The organism is Sphingomonas sp. (assembly GCF_965200105.1).
In the GTDB taxonomy this organism is placed as follows: Bacteria; Pseudomonadota; Alphaproteobacteria; order Sphingomonadales; family Sphingomonadaceae; genus Solisphingomonas.
Genome location: NZ_CBDATN010000003.1, coordinates 625,046 through 643,224 on the forward strand (window position 1 = coordinate 625,046; position 18,179 = coordinate 643,224).

At 63.5% G+C, this 18,179-nt stretch carries 16 protein-coding genes; 7 read left to right on the forward strand and 9 right to left on the reverse strand.

Going from position 1 to position 18,179, the window contains the following annotated elements:
* The first annotated feature begins 85 nt into the window (after positions 1-85).
* The 3 genes from ACOFKX_RS15970 to ACOFKX_RS15980 all read left to right on the forward strand — a co-directional run bounded on the left by ACOFKX_RS15970 (position 86) and on the right by ACOFKX_RS15980 (position 1,847).
* Positions 86-943: a hypothetical protein gene (locus ACOFKX_RS15970; RefSeq protein WP_419828046.1), complete on the forward strand. Its 858-nt coding sequence runs from the start codon at positions 86-88 to the stop codon at positions 941-943.
* Positions 944-1,053: 110 nt separating this feature from the next.
* Positions 1,054-1,359: a hypothetical protein gene (locus ACOFKX_RS15975; RefSeq protein WP_419828047.1), complete on the forward strand. Its 306-nt coding sequence runs from the start codon at positions 1,054-1,056 to the stop codon at positions 1,357-1,359.
* Entirely contained in the window at positions 1,356-1,847 is a 492-nt protein-coding gene (locus ACOFKX_RS15980; protein ID WP_419828048.1) for a hypothetical protein, read from the forward strand. Before ACOFKX_RS15975 ends, ACOFKX_RS15980 begins: the two co-directional genes overlap by 4 nt.
* A gap of 31 nt (positions 1,848-1,878) precedes the next feature.
* Here ACOFKX_RS15980 and ACOFKX_RS15985 read toward each other — a convergent pair whose 3' ends face one another.
* The 3 genes from ACOFKX_RS15985 to ACOFKX_RS15995 form a co-directional block, all read right to left on the reverse strand.
* A complete protein-coding gene (locus ACOFKX_RS15985) occupies positions 1,879-3,333 on the reverse strand; it encodes an argonaute/piwi family protein (RefSeq protein WP_419828049.1) in 1,455 nt (484 codons plus the stop codon).
* Positions 3,330-4,703: a DUF4365 domain-containing protein gene (locus tag ACOFKX_RS15990; RefSeq protein ID WP_419828050.1), complete on the reverse strand. Its 1,374-nt coding sequence runs from the start codon at positions 4,701-4,703 to the stop codon at positions 3,330-3,332. Before ACOFKX_RS15990 ends, ACOFKX_RS15985 begins: the two co-directional genes overlap by 4 nt.
* A 185-nt stretch (positions 4,704-4,888) precedes the next feature.
* Positions 4,889-6,772, reverse strand: a complete 1,884-nt coding sequence (locus ACOFKX_RS15995; protein ID WP_419828051.1) for a P-loop NTPase fold protein — start codon at positions 6,770-6,772, stop codon at positions 4,889-4,891.
* A gap of 64 nt (positions 6,773-6,836) precedes the next feature.
* Between ACOFKX_RS15995 and ACOFKX_RS16000 the strand changes: the two genes are divergently transcribed.
* The 3 genes from ACOFKX_RS16000 (at position 6,837) to ACOFKX_RS16010 (ending at position 9,591) form a co-directional block, all read left to right on the forward strand.
* Entirely contained in the window at positions 6,837-7,751 is a 915-nt protein-coding gene (locus ACOFKX_RS16000; protein ID WP_419828052.1) for a hypothetical protein, read from the forward strand.
* A gap of 783 nt (positions 7,752-8,534) precedes the next feature.
* Complete coding sequence (locus ACOFKX_RS16005; RefSeq protein ID WP_419828053.1) at positions 8,535-9,137, forward strand: hypothetical protein; 603 nt, start codon at positions 8,535-8,537, stop codon at positions 9,135-9,137.
* 46 nt (positions 9,138-9,183) lie between these two features.
* Positions 9,184-9,591, forward strand: a complete 408-nt coding sequence (locus tag ACOFKX_RS16010) for a hypothetical protein (RefSeq protein ID WP_419828054.1) — start codon at positions 9,184-9,186, stop codon at positions 9,589-9,591.
* Between the two features lie 639 nt (positions 9,592-10,230).
* Here ACOFKX_RS16010 and ACOFKX_RS16015 read toward each other — a convergent pair.
* The 4 genes from ACOFKX_RS16015 to ACOFKX_RS16030 are packed head-to-tail and all read right to left on the reverse strand — an operon-like array spanning position 10,231 to position 13,374.
* Complete coding sequence (locus tag ACOFKX_RS16015) at positions 10,231-10,860, reverse strand: uracil-DNA glycosylase (protein ID WP_419828055.1); 630 nt, start codon at positions 10,858-10,860, stop codon at positions 10,231-10,233.
* On the reverse strand, positions 10,857-12,065 hold the full coding sequence (locus ACOFKX_RS16020; RefSeq protein WP_419828056.1) for a pyrophosphatase: 1,209 nt from the start codon (positions 12,063-12,065) through the stop codon (positions 10,857-10,859). The genes ACOFKX_RS16015 and ACOFKX_RS16020 overlap by 4 nt, the downstream gene beginning before the upstream one ends.
* On the reverse strand, positions 12,056-12,589 hold the full coding sequence (locus tag ACOFKX_RS16025) for a hypothetical protein (RefSeq protein WP_419828057.1): 534 nt from the start codon (positions 12,587-12,589) through the stop codon (positions 12,056-12,058). Before ACOFKX_RS16025 ends, ACOFKX_RS16020 begins: the two co-directional genes overlap by 10 nt.
* Complete coding sequence (locus ACOFKX_RS16030; RefSeq protein WP_419828058.1) at positions 12,586-13,374, reverse strand: dCTP deaminase domain-containing protein; 789 nt, start codon at positions 13,372-13,374, stop codon at positions 12,586-12,588. The genes ACOFKX_RS16025 and ACOFKX_RS16030 overlap by 4 nt, the downstream gene beginning before the upstream one ends.
* 204 nt (positions 13,375-13,578) lie before the next feature.
* Here ACOFKX_RS16030 and ACOFKX_RS16035 point away from each other — a divergent pair, with 204 nt between their 5' ends.
* Positions 13,579-14,565, forward strand: coding sequence for a nucleotide kinase domain-containing protein (locus ACOFKX_RS16035; protein ID WP_419828059.1), 987 nt, complete (start codon positions 13,579-13,581; stop codon positions 14,563-14,565).
* A 41-nt stretch (positions 14,566-14,606) separates the two neighbouring features.
* On the opposite strand, the gene ACOFKX_RS16040 is transcribed toward ACOFKX_RS16035, so the two are convergent.
* Both ACOFKX_RS16040 and ACOFKX_RS16045 read right to left on the reverse strand, forming a co-directional pair.
* A complete protein-coding gene (locus tag ACOFKX_RS16040) occupies positions 14,607-17,174 on the reverse strand; it encodes a DEAD/DEAH box helicase (protein WP_419828060.1) in 2,568 nt (855 codons plus the stop codon).
* Positions 17,167-18,120 carry a DUF1837 domain-containing protein gene (locus tag ACOFKX_RS16045; RefSeq protein WP_419828061.1) on the reverse strand — a complete coding sequence of 318 codons (954 nt, stop codon included), beginning with the start codon at positions 18,118-18,120 and terminating at the stop codon, positions 17,167-17,169. Before ACOFKX_RS16045 ends, ACOFKX_RS16040 begins: the two co-directional genes overlap by 8 nt.
* Positions 18,121-18,179: the final 59 nt, after the last annotated feature.

Genomic DNA, 18,179 nt, shown 5'->3' on the forward strand with positions numbered 1-18,179 from the left:
CTTGCCGCCTCACGACGACCTACTTGCGGCTGACCCGCCAAGAGGGTGGCCTAAAGCTAGGAGCAAAACGGCTTGGGAGGGTGTCATGACTCTGGTGCTCGCATGGGAGACGATCGAAGGCGTCGCCGTCGTCGCGGACACCCGCTTCGGCTCCGATCATCAAACCGTCGCGGAGGGCGGTCCGAAGATATTCGCCGTTCCGATCGTGCTCAACCGTCCCGGCCCGTCGCTCGCCACAGAAAAGTGCCGACTTCCGGCGATGGGCTTCGCGTTTGCCGGCAACACGTTCGCTGGTCAGACCGTAAACGCGCTCGCATCGACCTGCCTCCAAAACCTTCTTGTCGAAAGCGCCTTCGACAACGGTCCGACCGTCGCTCAGGTCGCCCGCCTCTATGCCCGTTGCTCTGTTCTGGTAGTGGACGAGCGGCGGAAGTGGCACCGGACCGATGGCCATCTCATCGAGGGTCTGGTCTTCGGGCGCAGTTCCCCCGGCAATGCCGCGCAGGCGTTCTCCGTCATGGTCCAGATAGATCACGAAGCGATGGCGTGCTGCGAGGCGGCCGAACTCGATTTGAGCCAAGGCGGCGTCGTCGCCCTCGGTAGCGGCCGCGAGAAAGCCGGGGAGGTGTATCGTACATGCACGTCAGCATCGGCGGAGGCGGGCTTCTTTACCCCCCTAGATGCGCTTCGTCGCGTAATGGACGACGCTGACACGACAAGCGTCGGCGGACATCAGCAGTTCGCAGTCGCGACGCGCAATGGTGTTGAGCTTCGGCCAGGGCTGCGTGACCTCGCACTCCAATCCCTGAATCCGTTCGTCGCGCTCGAGGAGGCGCGAGTGGCAAAGGGGATCGATGACTATCAGATCATGGGCTATGACATGGCGGCGATCGGCAACGTGGGCAGATACTCTCCAACTGCCACCCACTTCATCGCCGTATAATGACGAACCCTCTATGAAACTCCAAAGCCTCATCATCGAAAGCTTATGCGAAGGTAGAAGGCGAGTTACTCCTCCCCATCTGAAGCGACCCACTTAAAGCGTTCACCGACGTGATGCCCGAAGTGAAGGCGATGCTGAAAATCTGCGCGTACAACATGTATGGCTGGAGGTGCGAGGAGGACATGCTTGCCGGACACGACATCGAGGCCGCGGCAAGATGGCCGGCCTACCCCTCAAGCTGGCCGCGCACCCCCGACGACCCGCACCCGCCCGACGTGATGGCACTTACGGACAGGACCGCGCGGGATGCCCGGAAGCGCCTCCAGCGCATCCGGGACGATCTGCAGAACGCGGGCCCCTTCTATCCCCGCGAGCAGGTCCGAGCCGCGCTGGCACACTGGAACCTCGAGCCTTGAAGCAGACCGCCGCCCAGAAGCCGCGCTCGTTCGACAGGTTCGAGGAGGAGGACCTGAATTACCTCCTCGCGTCGGCACTGGACGACCTGTGCAGCTTCGAGGCCCGTCACCAGCACCACCGCGGGCTCGCGGCGACGCTGGTCTGCGTGGCGCTCTGCCAAGGCGCCGCGCGGCATCTCGTCGATGGCGAGGGCGGCGTGCACGACTTCGACGTGTGGAGCTTCTTCCGCGCGGAGGACGGCCGGCCAGCATTCCCGGTGAGGCGGCGGGCAAGCAGGCCTTTCGAGGGCTCTCGCTTCACCGGATCGAGCCGGCGCATCGACCTGCTCGGGCGGTCGATCATCGACTTGGGGTCGGCTCGGACGTCGCTCACGGACTACCTTCGGTCCGGGAGGACCGCGACCGCCAAGGCGCTTTCCGAGCGACCTGCGTACATCCTACATCCCATCTCCGAACGCGGTCCTCTGCCGCGGCTGTCACCATTCTGATAGACCGGCCGCGGGAGGCATGGCTGGCCTCTCAGGTGTAGAAACGGAAGTCCGGCTGATCGCGATCGGCGTAGCTAACATGCTTCAGCACCCGCCCGACCTCCTTGGCCGCTCGGATGGGTATCGGCAGCTTCTGGTCGAGCTGCGTCGAGTTCCAATTGAGCTTCGTCAGCGCCATCATCTCCGACGCCAACGACGAGAGCGGCGTCTCGCATTCGTACGGCCGCAGTTGCAAAGGCGTGGGCACACGTATGCCGGGGAAGGTGCCGTAATAGGGCACGCTGCCGCGGGTGTAGAGAAGTCCGTTCCGGCCGATCTCGACGAAGCTGCCGCGGAGCGGCGGATAGTCTCCCTCCCTGAGCAGGGAGACATGGCTTCCTTCCGAGACCCAGACCATGTCGCTGATCGCGACACGCATCTCGGCGATCGCCTCGGAGAAGCCCTCCGCCTCCCCCTTCTCGAAGCGGGAGGTCTTCATGATCACGAGCCTTGCGGGCATCGTGCGATGATGCCCGTGATAGGCCTCGAGAGACTTCCTGACGAGCGCGTAGGCGTCCTCCCGCGTCAGGTAGGGATGCTTGCCCGGCCGATCGGTGCGCGCCCGGGCGCCGCGCAAGATGAGCCCCTTCCCCCGTTCATCGAACATCTGCGCAGTGCTGGTCCAAAGCCGGTGCCCATCGAGATCCCGGTAGAACCCAATGCCGAGATAGCTCGTGGAGTACTCTCCCGACTTCGGTAGCCGCCAAGGCACCTTACCCGCCTTGTAGAAGATCGCGTTGAGGATGTTCCAGGCCCGAGTCGCCGGATCCTGCACCTTGCGATCGGTGCTCTTCAGCTTGTTCGGCAGCTTGAAGGCGTCGTCCCAGACGGACGGCCAGGCGATCTGGGTCGGCACGGCTAGACCGAGCGCCCGCGCCTTGAACAAGTCACGGAAGTTCAGTTCGGTAGGACCGGTCTCGTCGTCCTCGATCTCATCATCGTTGTCGTCGGGCGTGCCGCCGCTGGCGTTGACCACCTTCTCAATCAGAGCCTTAGGCAACGCCGCCACGATCACCTCGGGCCTCGAGCTCCCCTCCAGCAGCGTGCGAGCGCGCTCGATCAGAAGGTCGACACCGGCGCGCACCGCGTCCTCGTGCCGACGGATGCCCAGTATGGCCTTGATGTCCGACGACAGGATGGTCGCCGCGCCGCCCTCCGCGATCTCGAACTTGCAACGGAACGGGTTGTCGTTGCCAAGTCCCGGAAAGCCGGGATGCAGATTGCCCAACTTAGGATTGGCGCCCTCGATACCGATCATCGCCCGGTCGATGTAGCCCGCGAAGCCCTCGACCGTTTCGGTCGTGCCGATCACGCCGATACGCACGACGTCGCCTGGCTTTGGCTGCAGAGGCCCGTGACGCATGAGCCCCACCCGCGGGTCGATGAAGAGACCGCCGTCGCCGAACTCCAGATCCGGCTCCGGGATGCACTTGGTGGCGAATTTCATACCGTCATCTCCAGCGAATGTTGCGTCGGCCCTTCGTCGTTCTCGGCCTTCATCTTCTTCGCGTTCGGATCACTCACCGCCCAGGCATCCTCCGGCACGGCGACCTCCATCTCGACCGGGTCGATGGTTTCGAACGCCAGCAGGCCTTCCGTTGGAATTGCCGCCCCGATGGGTTCGAAGCCCTCGAACATCGGGGATGCCGCATCGAGCCTCGCACCCGTCAGCAGAAACCGGAACATGAAGACCTGCCCCCGGATCGACCCGTTACGATCCTTGCGCTTCTTGCCAGCGAGCAGGTCGGCGGAGAACCGGTGCAGCCTGAATCCGTCCTCGGTGAATACGAAAGTCGGCGAGATCGAGAGGAACCATTCGCCCGCGATCCGTTCGAACCTCGGACTAAAGCCATGGTGCCGAACGCTATGTACCTCATCCTTGCGCTTCTTGTTGAAGTACACCTGCACGACCATCGCCGAGGTCGGCTCCTTCAGGGACCGGTACTCATAGCGGCGGGTCTGGAATCGCTCGGGTGCGCGGAAGTACAGCGTCCTGGACTTGTGCTCCCAGGCCAGCGTCTTGGACACCTGCTCGACCATCGTCCTGCGCAGCAGCTCGATCATGACGACCTCCTCGTCCGGATCGTCGCTGTCCGCGATCAGGTCGGTGTCGACCGCCTCCAACGTGTCTACGTCGATGATGGATTCGAGCCCGGTCCCTCGCGGATCGCGGAACGAAACAAAACGCCGTCCACGGATGACCCAGTCGAAGCGGCGTTCCTCAGTCGCGAGAAGGGTTGAGATTGCATCGCGCCCCTTGGCGAACGGGGAATCCGCCACGAATATCTCGGCAGGCAGGGCTATCCGCATAAGATTGAGATGGGCCAGTTCGCCAACGCGCATGGGCGGCACGTGGGATCCGAGACGTCCCCGCTCGACCGACAGGGCTGCCAGCCTGTCCATGGCTGCCGGGTCCAGCCTGTCTGACGCCTTGTCGAAGACCAGTCGGCGCTCCTCACCGAGCGCCCCATCCGCAACCGCCTTCCAGAAGACGGAGTCGTCCGAAAGGCGATGGAGGATCAGGACGACGGGAAGGCTGGAACTGCGCCAGTAGGCCAGGTCTGCTGTCTTCATCAGATATTCGAACGACCCGTCCGATTCCGCAGTGTAGTCACCCTTCTCCCGGGTCTTGACCTGCACCGCCACCATCTTGCCGGTCATCCGGCCGGTCTGCGGATCGCGGAACTCGATCGTGCCGTCGATGCCGGTTTCCATCCGTCCAGTGCCCTGGAACACATGGCCGAGCTTCATGACGCGGGCCTTGACGAGCGTCTCGCCGAACTCGCCGTTCAACTGGTTTTGCGTGACCGTCTTCATGAAGACCACCCTCCGAACGAAATGGGATCATAGCAGAAACGACTCGATGCTGCGAACGGAACATCGACATGGCGGGAGTCCCGCCTCCGCTGCGGGCCGCAGACCCGACCTGGCTGCAGCGCCGCCGGTCCGTCAGCGCCGACAGATCGGCCGAGGAGAACCTCGTCACTCGCCTTGCGTCCGGCCTATGCGTCGGGGGCTCCACCTCCTTCGTTCGGAGTCGGCACTCCCAACCGGTCGTCGAGCGCCCACCGCACGCTCTCCTCTATCCGCTGTCTGGTCCAGATCGGAGCCGCCGCCGCCCGCTCGAGCAGGGCCGACCTGACGGCGAGTATCCAGGGCTTCTCCTCCTTAAGTTCACGATCGAGCATGCCGAGGTCATAGCGGGCCGACAGTCCGACCATCACCTCACGAAGCTTGAGCGGCTTGAGCGCGGCCAGATCCTCCGCGAAGGCTACGGGGTCCACCGTCGCCAGCACCGGCAGGCGAACAAGGGGCTCGGACGCGTCGCCGGCGTTCGCGATCCGCCTGACAAACTCGGTCGCGTCGCCGCGCATGATCAACAGGAGTTCCGTGGCCTGGTCCGCGAACCGGTCGCGCTGCCCTGCGGCGCGCTGGTCGTTGAAGTAGGCCCACACCTCGCCGAACTCCGGCGTCTCTCGGCCCGAGAAGCCGAGGCCGGCGAAGCTCCCGTGGCGGACGTCGTCGAGCACCGCCAGCTTCGGCGGCTCGAGCCTGCCTTGCTGCCGGAGGTCGTCCACATAGGCCCTGCACTCCGCCACCGCCCTCGGCAGCGACCACCCGATCGCGCCGAGGCCGGCGAGCTTTAGAACCTGGCCGAATACATGAAGTACCTCGCCCGTCACGTCGAAGGCGCGCGCCGCGAACTCCTCCATCAGGACTTCGACCGCCCCGGCTATCTCCTCGTCGCCGCGCTCCCCCGAATACCAGACCGTCCTCCACGAGGGTTCGTCCGCGGACGGGAACCAAGAACTCGCGTCGAATGCCTCCCGCACGCGGGCGGCGTCGACAATGCCATCGACTAGGATGTCTCCGAGCAGATCGTCCGGAAGGAGTGTGTCGTGCATGGTGAGGCCGCTGTACTTCGCGGCAGCGAGGCGCAGCTTGCCCGGCTCCTTCGCGTCGTTGAAGATGCCGCTGTACTGGCGGACGGACCGGGCCCTCACGTCCAGCGCTTCGATGTTCCCTGCCTTGAACTCGAAGGATATAGCGAACAGCAAGCGCATCATCGCGTTCATCGCTCCGGCGTTGGCGACGTGCCGGGCCTCGAGCGCGCCGTACACCTGCTCGAAATCCCAGAGCGTCTGCTGGACGAGGCGCAGGTTGCCCGTGCGTGACTGTTCGTAGACGCCACGGACCTCGCCAGCCGCCTGCTCGAGGTAGAGCCGGGCCCCATCGGACTCGAGCGTCGAGAGGAACGCGCCGTAGGCGGCGTCGAAGTCGGGACGGACGGTTAGGGTCCGCCCGACGACCTTCTCCTTCGACAGCTGGAAAGCTCCACCATCGTCTCGTCCGACGAACTTGTCCTCGTCGGCGACGAGGACGACCTTCCGCCCGTCCCGCTCGACCAGGCGGTTGATGTATCCCAGCACGTCGGTGATCGGCATCGAGCTCCGCTCGACGTCGTCGAAGATATATCCGGTGGCCGCAGGCACGCCGAGCAGAGCGCCTCGATCGTCCCGGGGATGCGGCATGCCCACGACATCCCCAGGCTGCGGCCGGCGCGACGTGCGCTCCGTCGCGAGCCATGGGTAGCGGGCGAGCGCGACCGCCTCGTCGATCTCCCGCCTGCTGGAGAGCCCGTACATGCTGACCGACAGCACGCGTCGCCCATGGACGGCGGCATCCGCGACGATGGCCTTCACCAGGTGGGTTTTGCCCGCCCCCCACTTGCCCGTGAGCAGGACCGCAAAACCGGGTGAGTAAGAGAGCGAGAAGAACCGCTCCAGGAAGCCTGTCACATGCTCGTTCGGGTTGGCGGGGACCATGGAGATCTCATCGTCGCGCCCGCCCGCCGATGACTCCTCGTCCTGATAGCCGACCGCCATGCGGCATCAATCCGACCATGCAAGCCGCTTGTCGATAGTGTTGTCGCACTGGCAGTAAGGTCCGATGAGCAGTCGTTTCCAAAGCATCTTGATCGCCACAGCCCTCGCCTCCGGGTTCGCGACGCATGCCGACGCGAAGGCCACCGGGACGCCCGGCGCGCCGGTCACCACCGCCCCGCCGGGCGCCAATACGCAACCCACCCCTTCGCCGCAGCCACCGTTCATTGCACACCACAACCCCCTGGACGCGCGCTGCTACCGCGAGACCGACCACGACCGGGCGGACCTCTGCGCCCAGTGGCGGGCCGCGCTCGCGGCCGAGGCCGCCGCCGCCAGCAGCGCGCGGGCGAACATCATCGCGATCGTCAGCTCGATCATCAGCGCCCTCGGCATCGTGGGACTGCTGGTCACGCTCTGGTTGACGAGGACTGCGAACACGCTTTCGCGCAGGGCCGCCGAAGCGGCGGAGAGGACGGCGCAGGACAGTCGGCAGATCGGAGAGGCACAGGCACGCTGCTACCTTTCGATCGAGGCGGTGCGCGCCTATATCTCGGAGTCCGACGGGCGACCGCGTCTGCTGGTCAGCATTCGCAACAGCGGCGCGTCCCCCGCACTCGAGATGACATGGACGGCCTCGCTGGGCTACGCGCGGACGGGTTCGCAAGCCATCCGCTGGCACGCACCGAGTCCGGCGGATACCATCCGCGGCGCGATCGCCCCGGGCAGGGTGTTCGACGTGCCGGAGGTGGAATTGGACTTTCCGATTGATTCCGCGGAGCGCGCGCATGTCCTGAGGCACGGCGAGTGGCTGCAACTTTACGCGAGGCTGTCTGTCACCGCCAACGACGTGTTCGGGAAGTCGGTCGCGACCGAAGAGCCCTTTACCGCCGCGGTTCACGATCTCGACGTATGGTTCGCGCTCGAAGCGACAGCCGCGCAGCCCGTCCGCACGGTCTCGGCAGATGGGTCAGTCGCCTAGGCTAGCAGTGACGCCGACGGACGCGGTCCCGACGCTGCCCGTCCCGAAAACCCCGGGCACGCCGGCTTCCATTAAATGCGCCGTGATCGCAACGCCTGAACAAACGTTCGTTTATGCGAATCAGCGCCCGAAAGCAGCCAGACGACTCACCACCAGACGGCTTCTGCTATCGAGGATTATCGACCCAAACGCGGACATTCGGGTTCGCAACTCGCCGTCTCAACTCCGGCCATTCGTTCAGCTGAGCAAAAAGTAGCTTATCGCACCTCCACGAGGTGAGTGCCTGAGGGCTGCTGCGTGGAGACGCAGCGCTTTTGGAGAAAGCGCTCAATCACCGCCGCAGCGGTCAGGCTATGCTGACTGGCTTGACCGTCGTGAAGCTGCCGCCGCCGGAGAGGGCGAACGGAAGAAGCAGCTGATCCGCCAGATATGGTCCGCTGCGATTGCCAGCGCTCCGTCGCCAGAGAGCTGTCATATGCGTTCGTGCGGGCGAACTGGAGACGCTGAAGGCTACACCGGCGCGGCGCGCGCGGCCGGCCAAGCGCCGTCCCGCCTTTTGCTTAAGGCTCGCGCTGCCGCCGACTGAGGCAGTGGTGGCGTTTGCTACACACAACTTGGTCACTCCGGCGGCGTCGGACTTCGACATCGCCGTGGCCTGACGCCAGCGCCCTGCCGCCGCTCCGCGGGGGCGCTGGGGAAGTGGCACCGAATGGGCTGTGATCAGCATCCGAAGCGGTTCCGATGTCGGCGCGATTGTGCTAGATGCGGTGCGACGGGGGGCGAGTGGCGCAAGTAACGATCGAGGTCGACGACGCTCAGCTCGCGGAGCTCTCGCGCGCCTTCGATGGCCGGGACGCCCAGGAGCTCGCCGTCCTGTTCGCCGGCTTGGCGACGACTGAGCATCTCAACTGGATCACCGGGCGCGCGCGTCATCGCAGCCTCACCGAGGAGCACCTCTCGCGCATCCAGCACATCTACGAGGTCATGATCCCCGAGACCGAAGCGCCCAGCTTCAACCGCCTCTACAACAGCTTCAATCTGCCGCATGGCCAGGCCATGTACCTGGCGAGGGCGCTGGGCGACATGACGCTGCGGCACTGGCGCAGACAGGCGATCGTCGACCTCCTCGCCGACCTCAAGCGGGTCGAGGCCCAAGCGCAGCAGCGCCAAGAGCAGCAGGAGGGAGACAAGGGGATCAACATCCGCACCAGCAAGATGGGCGCGCTCGAGCTCAGCCGTATGTGCGACGCCGAGTTCAAGCTGGATCGCAACTTCATCGGCGTCACGCCGAAGGGCGGCGTAGGCGACCAGCGCGTGGTCGAGCTCGCCGCGGACAGCATCTTCACTATTATCGGGAAGCTCGAGGCAGAGGTCGTTGATGCCTAACCCAAATACACTCAACTCCCAGGAGATTGGCACGCTAGGCTTCTTTTTGACCCTCGTCAGCCTGCTCGGGACCTTCTTCTATGTGCAGCTGAGCAACTGGCTGCGCGACCTCATCGCCAGCGAGGCCATCTACGACGCGAACGCTGTCGCCGGCACGGATGCGGAGAAGGAGGAGATCCGCAAGCTGAAATACAGTATCGTAGGGCTCTACAACTTGGTGCCGCTGATTACTTCGTTCGCTATCAGCACTTTCATCGCCCTCGTCGCAGGCATCATCGTCCGCATCCTGTGGCACGCCGTGGCCAGCGACTATCTCGCCCAGAACCTCATGCTGGCGCTTTGCGCCTTCCTCGTGATCTACTACGGGCTGACTGGTTACCTCCTGCTGCGCGGCTACGCGATCGGTCGCAAGATCCATGGTGGCACGCGTCCGAAGCCGAAGGCCAAGGCCTGAGCGCGGAGGAGCGGAGCCCTGTGAAATTCGCGCGCGATCGGGCCGCAGCCAATGGTGGGCGGTAGTGTGGAGCCAGTTCCGGCAGCTCACTCGCTCGTTCCCATTCGCCGAAACGGGCCGCTCGTTCCTGTAAGTAGACCGACCGCTCCGGCGAGCCCAGGCAGGCGCGACGAACGGCTTGGCTTGGCTTGGCTTGGGATTTTCTGCCGGGCAGCGTTCGACCGTTGCGAGGCCGAAGCAGACTCTCTCCGTTGGTGCGCAACAGATCTGCGAGGCGGGTGTCCAAAGAAAAGAAACAGCGGTCGCGCGGCTCGGACAGACGCGACCCGCCTCCGGGGCGGTCGAGACCTGCCACTCGATGATGACGAGCCCGGGGGGACGCTGCTGCAAGAGCTCAGGACGATCGCGCGGCAGCTGCACGCGCCGACGCTCAAGGCCTGACCAGCGTCGAGATCCCTGGTGTCTTCCCATACCGGGATCCGCCACGCGCTGCTCGACAAGCGCCTCCTAGGCGACGCAGCGGCGGCAAAGCAGGAGATCGTGCAAGGCCAGTTGGACCACGCGGATACCCCGCTCGCGTCAGGGACTCCCACGAACAACACGGTCCGCCGGGGAAAACGCTAGACCATGGTCGATCCTTCAGGATGCGTGGATCGACTGGAGGAACGCGGGACCACCGCCCCGTCCGGGATGGCGCACATAGCGCGACGCGATCCCCATCCTGCGCACTGCGGTCTCCGCCTTCTGTCCCAGTGACACCACCGTGCGAATTCGCAGTCGATCGATGAGCCAGGGCGTGATGACCGGGAGCCTGTCGATCTCGGCGGGAGTGTGCGACCGATTGTTGGCACTGCCGGGAAGGTGGCAATGAAAGGGGAACGCATTCCAGAAGAATACCTTGCGCTGGCCCGTCGCCATCGCCCGCCAAACATAGGTCGCGGTCTGCTCCTTCGCCGCCGGGCCGTCGGTAGCCCGTCTGAGATCCGGCAGCTGCCAATAGGCGCCACAGGCCGCCAGACTAGGCTCGTCCGTCAGAGGCAAACCTGTCCGCCGCCCGCCGAGCCGCCCCAGTTCCAGGCCGACCCACAGCTCGTCGACCCCACATATAATTGCCTGATCGAGCACGGCGGTCAGATTGGCGGCCCGTATCGACGCGGCATCGTCGACATCATGATCGTTGCAATGATCGCGGTAGGGGTTGAACACGCACGGCATCGAAATAGCCGCCAGATCCTGAACCAGATCCTGAGCATCGCGCCACCCGCTCATGCGTCGGCACCTTGTGCCGTCAGCGTACGCTGGAGGAGATCGGCGACGACCACGCCGCCTCGATGCTGCTTGAGATATCGAAAGGCCGTGAAGCCCTGCATGATCGCCTCCTCCCACATCCACATCGGGCAGGCCTCCACCTCATAACCGCGCACCATCTGCTGGATCGTGCGCAACAGATCGAAATCGAGCGAGTCCACGTTCTTGAAAGCCTGATGCCGCAACCCGTGGCTGAAAACCCAGTTCGAGATGCCTTCCTCCGTGATGATCGCGCGCGCGCCGTCCTGCTGCTCGTCGGTCTCGCGGTTGCTCTTCCGCTTCAATTTCAAAAGCGCGCGCAAGACAGGAGACCAGCCAAGCACCGCGGCAAAGGCCAGATGGAAGACATCGTGGAACCGGTAATCATCCTCATCCGCACTGTTATCCGTCAGCCGGTCGCCGACGTTTACGCCATGCAGCGATTGAAACACATAGTTGACGTCGAGGACTTTCTTCTCCCTAAATGTGACGACGAGACGACGAGGAAGGCGCTCGTCCTCGTCCTCACCGTCATCGAAAAGGGGCGTGTGCACGCTTTTAATCGGCCATCGGCCGAGAACCTTTTCGACATTTCTGCGTGCCGCGGCCTCCAGACTGATATGGGCATCGTTGGCCGCGGAGATGAGCGCCGAGAAAAGCCGGCCAAGATCTTCGCCGAGCTCGGTCGTCTCCGTGGCAAGACCCTCGTTGGCGCGGCGAACCAATCGGCCCACACGCGCCGCCACTTTCAGCAGGCTGCGCTCGACATATTCGCCGGACGCCGGACTTTCGAACAGGCTTTGCTGGCTATCGAGGTCGCGAAACCGCGCAACGGGCGCGACAGCACCAAGGCCGCCGCCGCCGAGCCCGAACCCTTGATGGTGGTGCGCGGCAAGCGTGCCGAGCGTCAGGCCAAGCGCCGTGCCAACATTCGCGAGATACCAAAGCACATCGCCCGTCTCCTCGAGAGAAGAATGCGCATAGGCAACATAAGAGGCGGTGTCGCGCTGCTTCTTCTTCAGCTCGCTGAGTAGGCTGCCCACTTCGCCGAACAGTCCAAGCAGGAGGAAGCGGAGATGACGCTCGCCATCGAACCCGCTGCGATCCGTCGCGCGCGCGAAAGCCTGATACGAATCGAATGTCAGCGGCTCCTGCGCCGAGCACACGGGTGCCGACATCACCGACATACGCACTTCTCCATAGCGACGGGCTGACCTTTGCTGCCGCCCGTTGAAGGCGTGACCGGGCAATCGCAACGCAGAGTCTTGGGTGGTGATTGGTTGAGCCACGGCGGATTAAGATGAGCCGGCAGTTTGCCCAGCAGCTCGCTCAACAGCAGAATGCCCGAAATCAGCGCAAAGGCAGACAGCCAGAAGCGCCGCGTATCGCGCGCCGGCTCCCGCCCGGCGCGTTGGCCTTTGTCCGCCGGCGCCTCGCCAAGGAGGATGAACGCGGCGGCCGCGGTGCTCAGGCATGCCGCGACGAGGACCACGGTATAGGCTGCCGAAGGTCCCGGCAGCGGCGTCCCGAGGACGTGGACCAGAATTGAAAATGCGATCACCAGGGCCAGGATGTTGACCAAAATGCGCCAAAGATGACCCGCAAGGCCGGGTGTCCGTCCCGGACCTGGGGCAGGCCGCCTGTCTGCCGCCGCACCGGACGGCGGCTCCAGCATCGCCGCAATCTTCTCCCAACCTGCGCGCAGGTTCATGGGACCACCTCATGTTGAGCAGTGGGCGGATCGGCGGACTTCTGGGTATCCGAACAGGCTCTCACACCTAGGGCGATCAGCGCGCCGAGGATCAATCCCTGTGACCAGCGCAGGATCGAATGATCGCGTTCGATCCGCTGCAGGCGCCCGTCAAGGTCGTCGCGCGTCTCGTCGATCTTCTGGTCGAGTCCGGGCAAGGAATGGAAGCGGTCCGACAAGGGCGTGATGAGCTCGGTCGGAATGCCCTTGAACGTGCTTTTCGGCTGCGACGTATCGACCTTCGCGTCGATGTCCGCGAAGAAAATTTCGAACCATTTGTCGCCGCGGCCGACATGGATCGGTGCCGGACCGGCATTGAAGACCGCGAAGACCAAGCTACCGCGATATCCAGGTTCGACGTAGAAGCCCGACACGTTGACCAGACCGCGGAATTTCGTTGCCTTGGAACGCAGGGTTATGAAAGCTATTGCATCATTGGGGATCGAAACCTCTTCCTCGCTGTGCATCAACGCGAACTGGCCCGGCGGGATAGCGCGGCACTCGCGGTTGTCCAGCGTCTCGCGCGACTTACTGTCGTCGGAGGATGACGGCGTTATATAGATCTCGGGTCCTACCGAGAGATTGTAGGACGCGCGCTCCTTTCGTTGCGGGTCTGCGGGATCGAAACCGGAGATGATGCCGTGCCCGTGCTCCGTCAGATGCACGGTATTTCGCGCGACCAGCGTCGCAAACGACCAGAACCCACTGCGCGACCGCTCCTCGCCACTGGTCTGTGAGTCCGTCACGCTTCTTCATCCCAGATTTCGACGACGCAGCAGCGCGTCCGCAACCTTCCTACCGTATCGCGAGCGACTTGCGAGAGCGCTGCCTTGTGGAAAATGCCGCCACATTGGCTGTATGCCGCAGACACGCACCGAAACCGGGCCGTAGGCATGACGTGGTCGATCGCGATCTTCTAGCCGCCGGGCGGTCGATAATGGATTGAACCCGTGCAGGTCACTGAAGTCTATGACAGCTACTGGCGGTTCGCGGCCGAACGCCAGGCTATCTACCTGCGCCGGCTGGCCGGCGCGCCCGCGCCGTGGACCAGCAACCCCGTGCTGCGACGCCATCGCTTCACCAACTGCTACCGCGCGGCCGACCGGGTCAGTCAGTTTCTGATCGCGGAGGTGCAATATGACGCGCACCGCTCGGCCGCACCCGATGAGCTTTTCTTCCGCACCCTGGTGTTCAAACTGTTCAACCGAATCGAGACTTGGCAGCTCCTGGAGCAATCCCTTGGGCCGATCTCCTGGCAGTCCGCCGATCCGGACAGGATCGCTGCTGTGCTCGACCACGCGATTGCGCGCGGCACCCGCGTGTATTCCGCAGCCTATATCATGCCGTCGCCTGCGTTCGGACATGCCCGCAAGCACCGCAATCATATCGCGCTGCTCTGGCGCATGATGGAGGATCGCCTGCCTGCCACCGTTGCGGCTGCGCCGTCGCTGAAAGATGTTTACCGGCTTTTTCTGGCACAGCCCGGTCTCGGACCCTTTCTCGCTTTCCAGTTCACGATCGATCTCAACTATTCGTCGATGCTTGAGCACGACGAAGCGGAATTTGTAGTCGCCGGGCCGGGCGCGCGCGACGGCCTGTCGAAATGCTTCAAAGATGCCGCTGAATATGCGCCCGAGACGTTGATCAGGATGGTGTGCGACCGTCAGGAACAGGAATTTGCCCAACGTGGCATTACCTTTCCCGGGCTTTTCGGACGCCGCTTGCAACCGATCGATTGCCAGAACTTGTTTTGCGAAATCTCGAAATATGCCCGTGCCGTTCATCCCGCGGTTACGGGCATATCAGGCCGCACCCGCATCAAGCAGCTGTTCGCCGAGACGCCGCGGCCGATGCAGGCGCCACGATTTCCACCACGCTGGAACCTTGCGGTACCACACGCGCTCGGCGCGCTGCCCACGTCGCCCCGCCTGCTCTGACGGCGCGTCCCTTTCCCCCGGGAAGCCCCGTCTGGTGCCGGTTAGGCTCTGCGCAGCAGCGGCTCGAGGTCACGAACAACGACGTCCGGCATGGAGGCGCTGGTGAAATCCTGCCGTATGAGCCAGGCCAGGGCGGTGTCCCGGTCCATGTCGAAGTTTGCCGCGCGACTCTGGAGCAGGCGCGCCGAAATCCGCGACAGCCCAAGGTCGATGAAACTGAGCATCGTGCCCGACGACGCACCTACTTCGAGAAAGAGCGGAATGGCCGGTATGTGTTCCGCAGCGCGGATGTTCCCGGTTTCGAGCAGGACCTGCTTCAGCACCGAGTTGTAGCAGCCCATCTGTTTTACAAACTTGAAGCGTAAATCGCGCTCCACGTCCTTCAGGATTTCGCGGATGATTGTGGAAGGATCGCGCCGGCGCACCTTCTTGCCGTCGGCCTGGCCGGCGGCGACCCGGCTTTCGTCGCGGTCGATGGCGAACTGGATTAGCTCTGGAAGCCCCTGGCCCCGCATCCACTGCAGCGACAATGTCGCCCAGCGCTTGTACATTTCGCCTTTGGGCTGTCCATCGAGCTCGACCTGCAGGCGCCGGTAAACATTGATCAGCCGGCTTTGCGTTTTGGCCCAGTCGCCCGCCGGGTGTGGCGGCATGTAATAATCGACGCCTTTCTTCGGAAGGTCCCGCACAAGCTTCTTATAAAGCCGATCCTGGCGGTGCGGCGAGATATAAGGATTGGCCGTAAGCGTGGCGGTGGGCACGCTGATGGTCGCCGCGGCTTTGGCGATCGCCGTGCGCAACGCGTCCTGATGCGCGGCGGGGACGGCAAGGCGATCCAGCGTATTGTCCAGTTTTTCGAGACGAAAGTCGCGAAAGAGACGTGAGAAGGTATTCTCCAGGGCGGTGTCGCGACCGGATTCCACGTTCGCATTGGCAATATAGGCGAGCAGCGCGTTGCCATTCCCGACCACCTGCTGCTCCATGGACGACTGGACCTCGCCTTCCTGTGCCTGCTCGAGCGGATGATGCTTCCACTCCGCATATTCCACGAGGAACACATTGCCCTCGAATTCCTTGCCGAGTCGGCCCGCGCGGCCAGCCAGGTTCCAGAAATCCACTGCCTCGAGCGGGTGGTCGTCGCCCTTTTCCGGCTTGTGCATGAAAATGTTGCGAGCCGGCAGGTTAACGCCCTGGAGCAGGGTGCTCGTGCACACGATGAAGTCCAGGATTCGCGCTTCGAACGCCTCCTCGATCGCGCGCCGCACCAGGGTCGGGATATGACCATAATGAAAGCCCACGCCGTTCAGGACAGTTCTGGCGAGGACGAAGTCCTTGTGAACATGATCCTGGATGAATTTCGCCAGCTCCGCGCGCTGCGCCGCATGCTGCCCGTCCGCCGTGTCCCCGATGACATCGCACAGCAGGAGCGCGAGCTTCTCGCAGCGTGCCTGCGAATCGCCGTAGATAATACTCTGCGCACCGCGCCCGAAAAACCACGCCAAATAGACCAGCTTCTGGTCCTGCTGGACAAGCGGCATGTCGATGTCGATCAGCAGATCCCATGGCAGCGGGGCCGTGTCCCAAAGACGCGCTCGGACCTGATCGGGAGTCGATTCTCCCACATCGAGCAGGATGATGTTCTGACCGACCGGACTGTCGTCGGTCTTGCGGACCTGTGGGTTCGCGATCTGGAAAATGCGGGCGAGCTCGACGGGGTTTCTGACCCGAGGCAGGGTGAAGAGCAATTGGGTGTCGGGCTTGCGAGCAACCAACTCCTCGACGACGGATTGCAGAATGATACCGCGGTCGCCGTCGCCGATCAGATGCGCTTCGTCGACCACGGCCACGTCAACGCAGAACCCCGGCTCCAGCAGCAAAACCTGCAGCCGTTCCTGGGTCATTACATAGACGCTGGGCACAGGCTCGCCGGATTGCGCGAGCGGGACTGTCAGGACGCGCGTCTCGATGTCCGCGAATTTGCTCAAGAGTCTCGAAAAGCTAGCCGCGACCTGCGTGATCAGCGCTCGGGTCGGCACAATGAACGCCGCATGCCGGATTTTATTTTCGCCGAGCAGCTCCGCGACATGAGTCTGGAACATGAACGACTTGCCGGCAGACGTCGGCGCGGAGGAAATGATCGAGCGGTTCGCGGTCAAATCACTCCACAAAAGCCGTTGATAGTCGGTCAGCGACAAGTCGCCGCCGCCTGTCTCGACAGTGTTCTGAAGCCGTCGGCCCGTGGCTTCGAACAGCACTGGCATCGGCAATCGCGAGACATGGTCACCGAGGCTTCCGCGAAAGTCGAGGCTCGGGAAATTGCCCAGCCGGCTCATGACCAGCCGCAGCGCGTCGGCCAGGCCTCCCAATGCCTCGCCGTACAGCTCGAACGCAGCGGTTGCGATCGTGAACGCTTCGCGGCGCGCGGCTGGATCGCTGCTTAGGCTGAAAATGCCGGCGCTCTGGATCAGCCGGTCGATCGCATGGCCCTCCGGTTCGGGATAGGCGCCGGCCCGGCGCAGCGTCTGCGTCATGCGCTGTTCCACCAGGCCTTGGTAGTCGCGTACGAACTGCCCGGTCGCCCGGATTTCTGTGACCAGGGTCTCAATCAACTTTCACCCCCAGTTTTTGCGCGAATGTCGTGCGAAAATGCTCGAGATTAGGAAACGGCATGACAAAGAAGCGCAGGTTCGCAGGTGGCGGAAGCGATGTTCCAGCCTTCTCCTGGATCAGCGCGGCGATTTCCGCGGCACGCTTCGTATAGAGCTTCTGGAATTCGACTTCGACCGCATCGCTTGCGAGCCCGGCGACCTTCGCATAGGCTCCATATTCGAAGCCGATGAAGCACGTGTGCGATGTATGATAGACCGGCGGCGGTGACGTGTAGGGATTGAGGATTGCGCGAAGCTGTTGCTCGGTCTCCGCAGAAAGCCCGGTCAGATCCATATTGGCATTGAGGATTTCGATCTCGCGCACCCGCAGGGCGCGGTCGCCCAGATATTCGGTGATGGAAGTGATCGCGTCATCGACCGCTGCCGCCAGGCCTTTGTGCAGCTTGGACTCCCCAAGATGCAGAACCAGCCCTTTGAGGGCAGGACAGAACCGGACATGTATACCGTCACGGCCATGAATATTCATGTTGCTGTTCGTCTTGAGACTCATCTTCGAGACGAGCAGTGGCGCCTTCACAAGCGCTTCGAGGATCAGGAACAGCAGCAACTCGCCGGCCTCACCCCCCGTCAGCGCCGCGCTTCGCGTCTGGACGAACATCGCGCGGGCACGGTCGCCAAGTGCAATGATAGCGTTCATGTCACCGGCCGCCATCGCCGCTGTCTTGATCTTCTGGATCTCGCCGCGCGGCAGGCAGAACGGCACCAGTGACTGGTAGATGTGCTCTACCAGCGCGTCGATGTTGGGACCGCCGGCCCCGAAGAGCGGATAGAGGAATTCCCCGTCAAGCAGGTGGCTCTTGGGCTCCCAGCTATAGGCAAGCCGTTTGATGTGATCATCGAAACCACTGTGGCTACCGCACAGCAATTCTAGGGAAGCCTGCAGCACAGAGGGCGACAGCGACGGCGACGGGGTACGGCTGGCAGCGCTAGACACAGGTTCGGCCA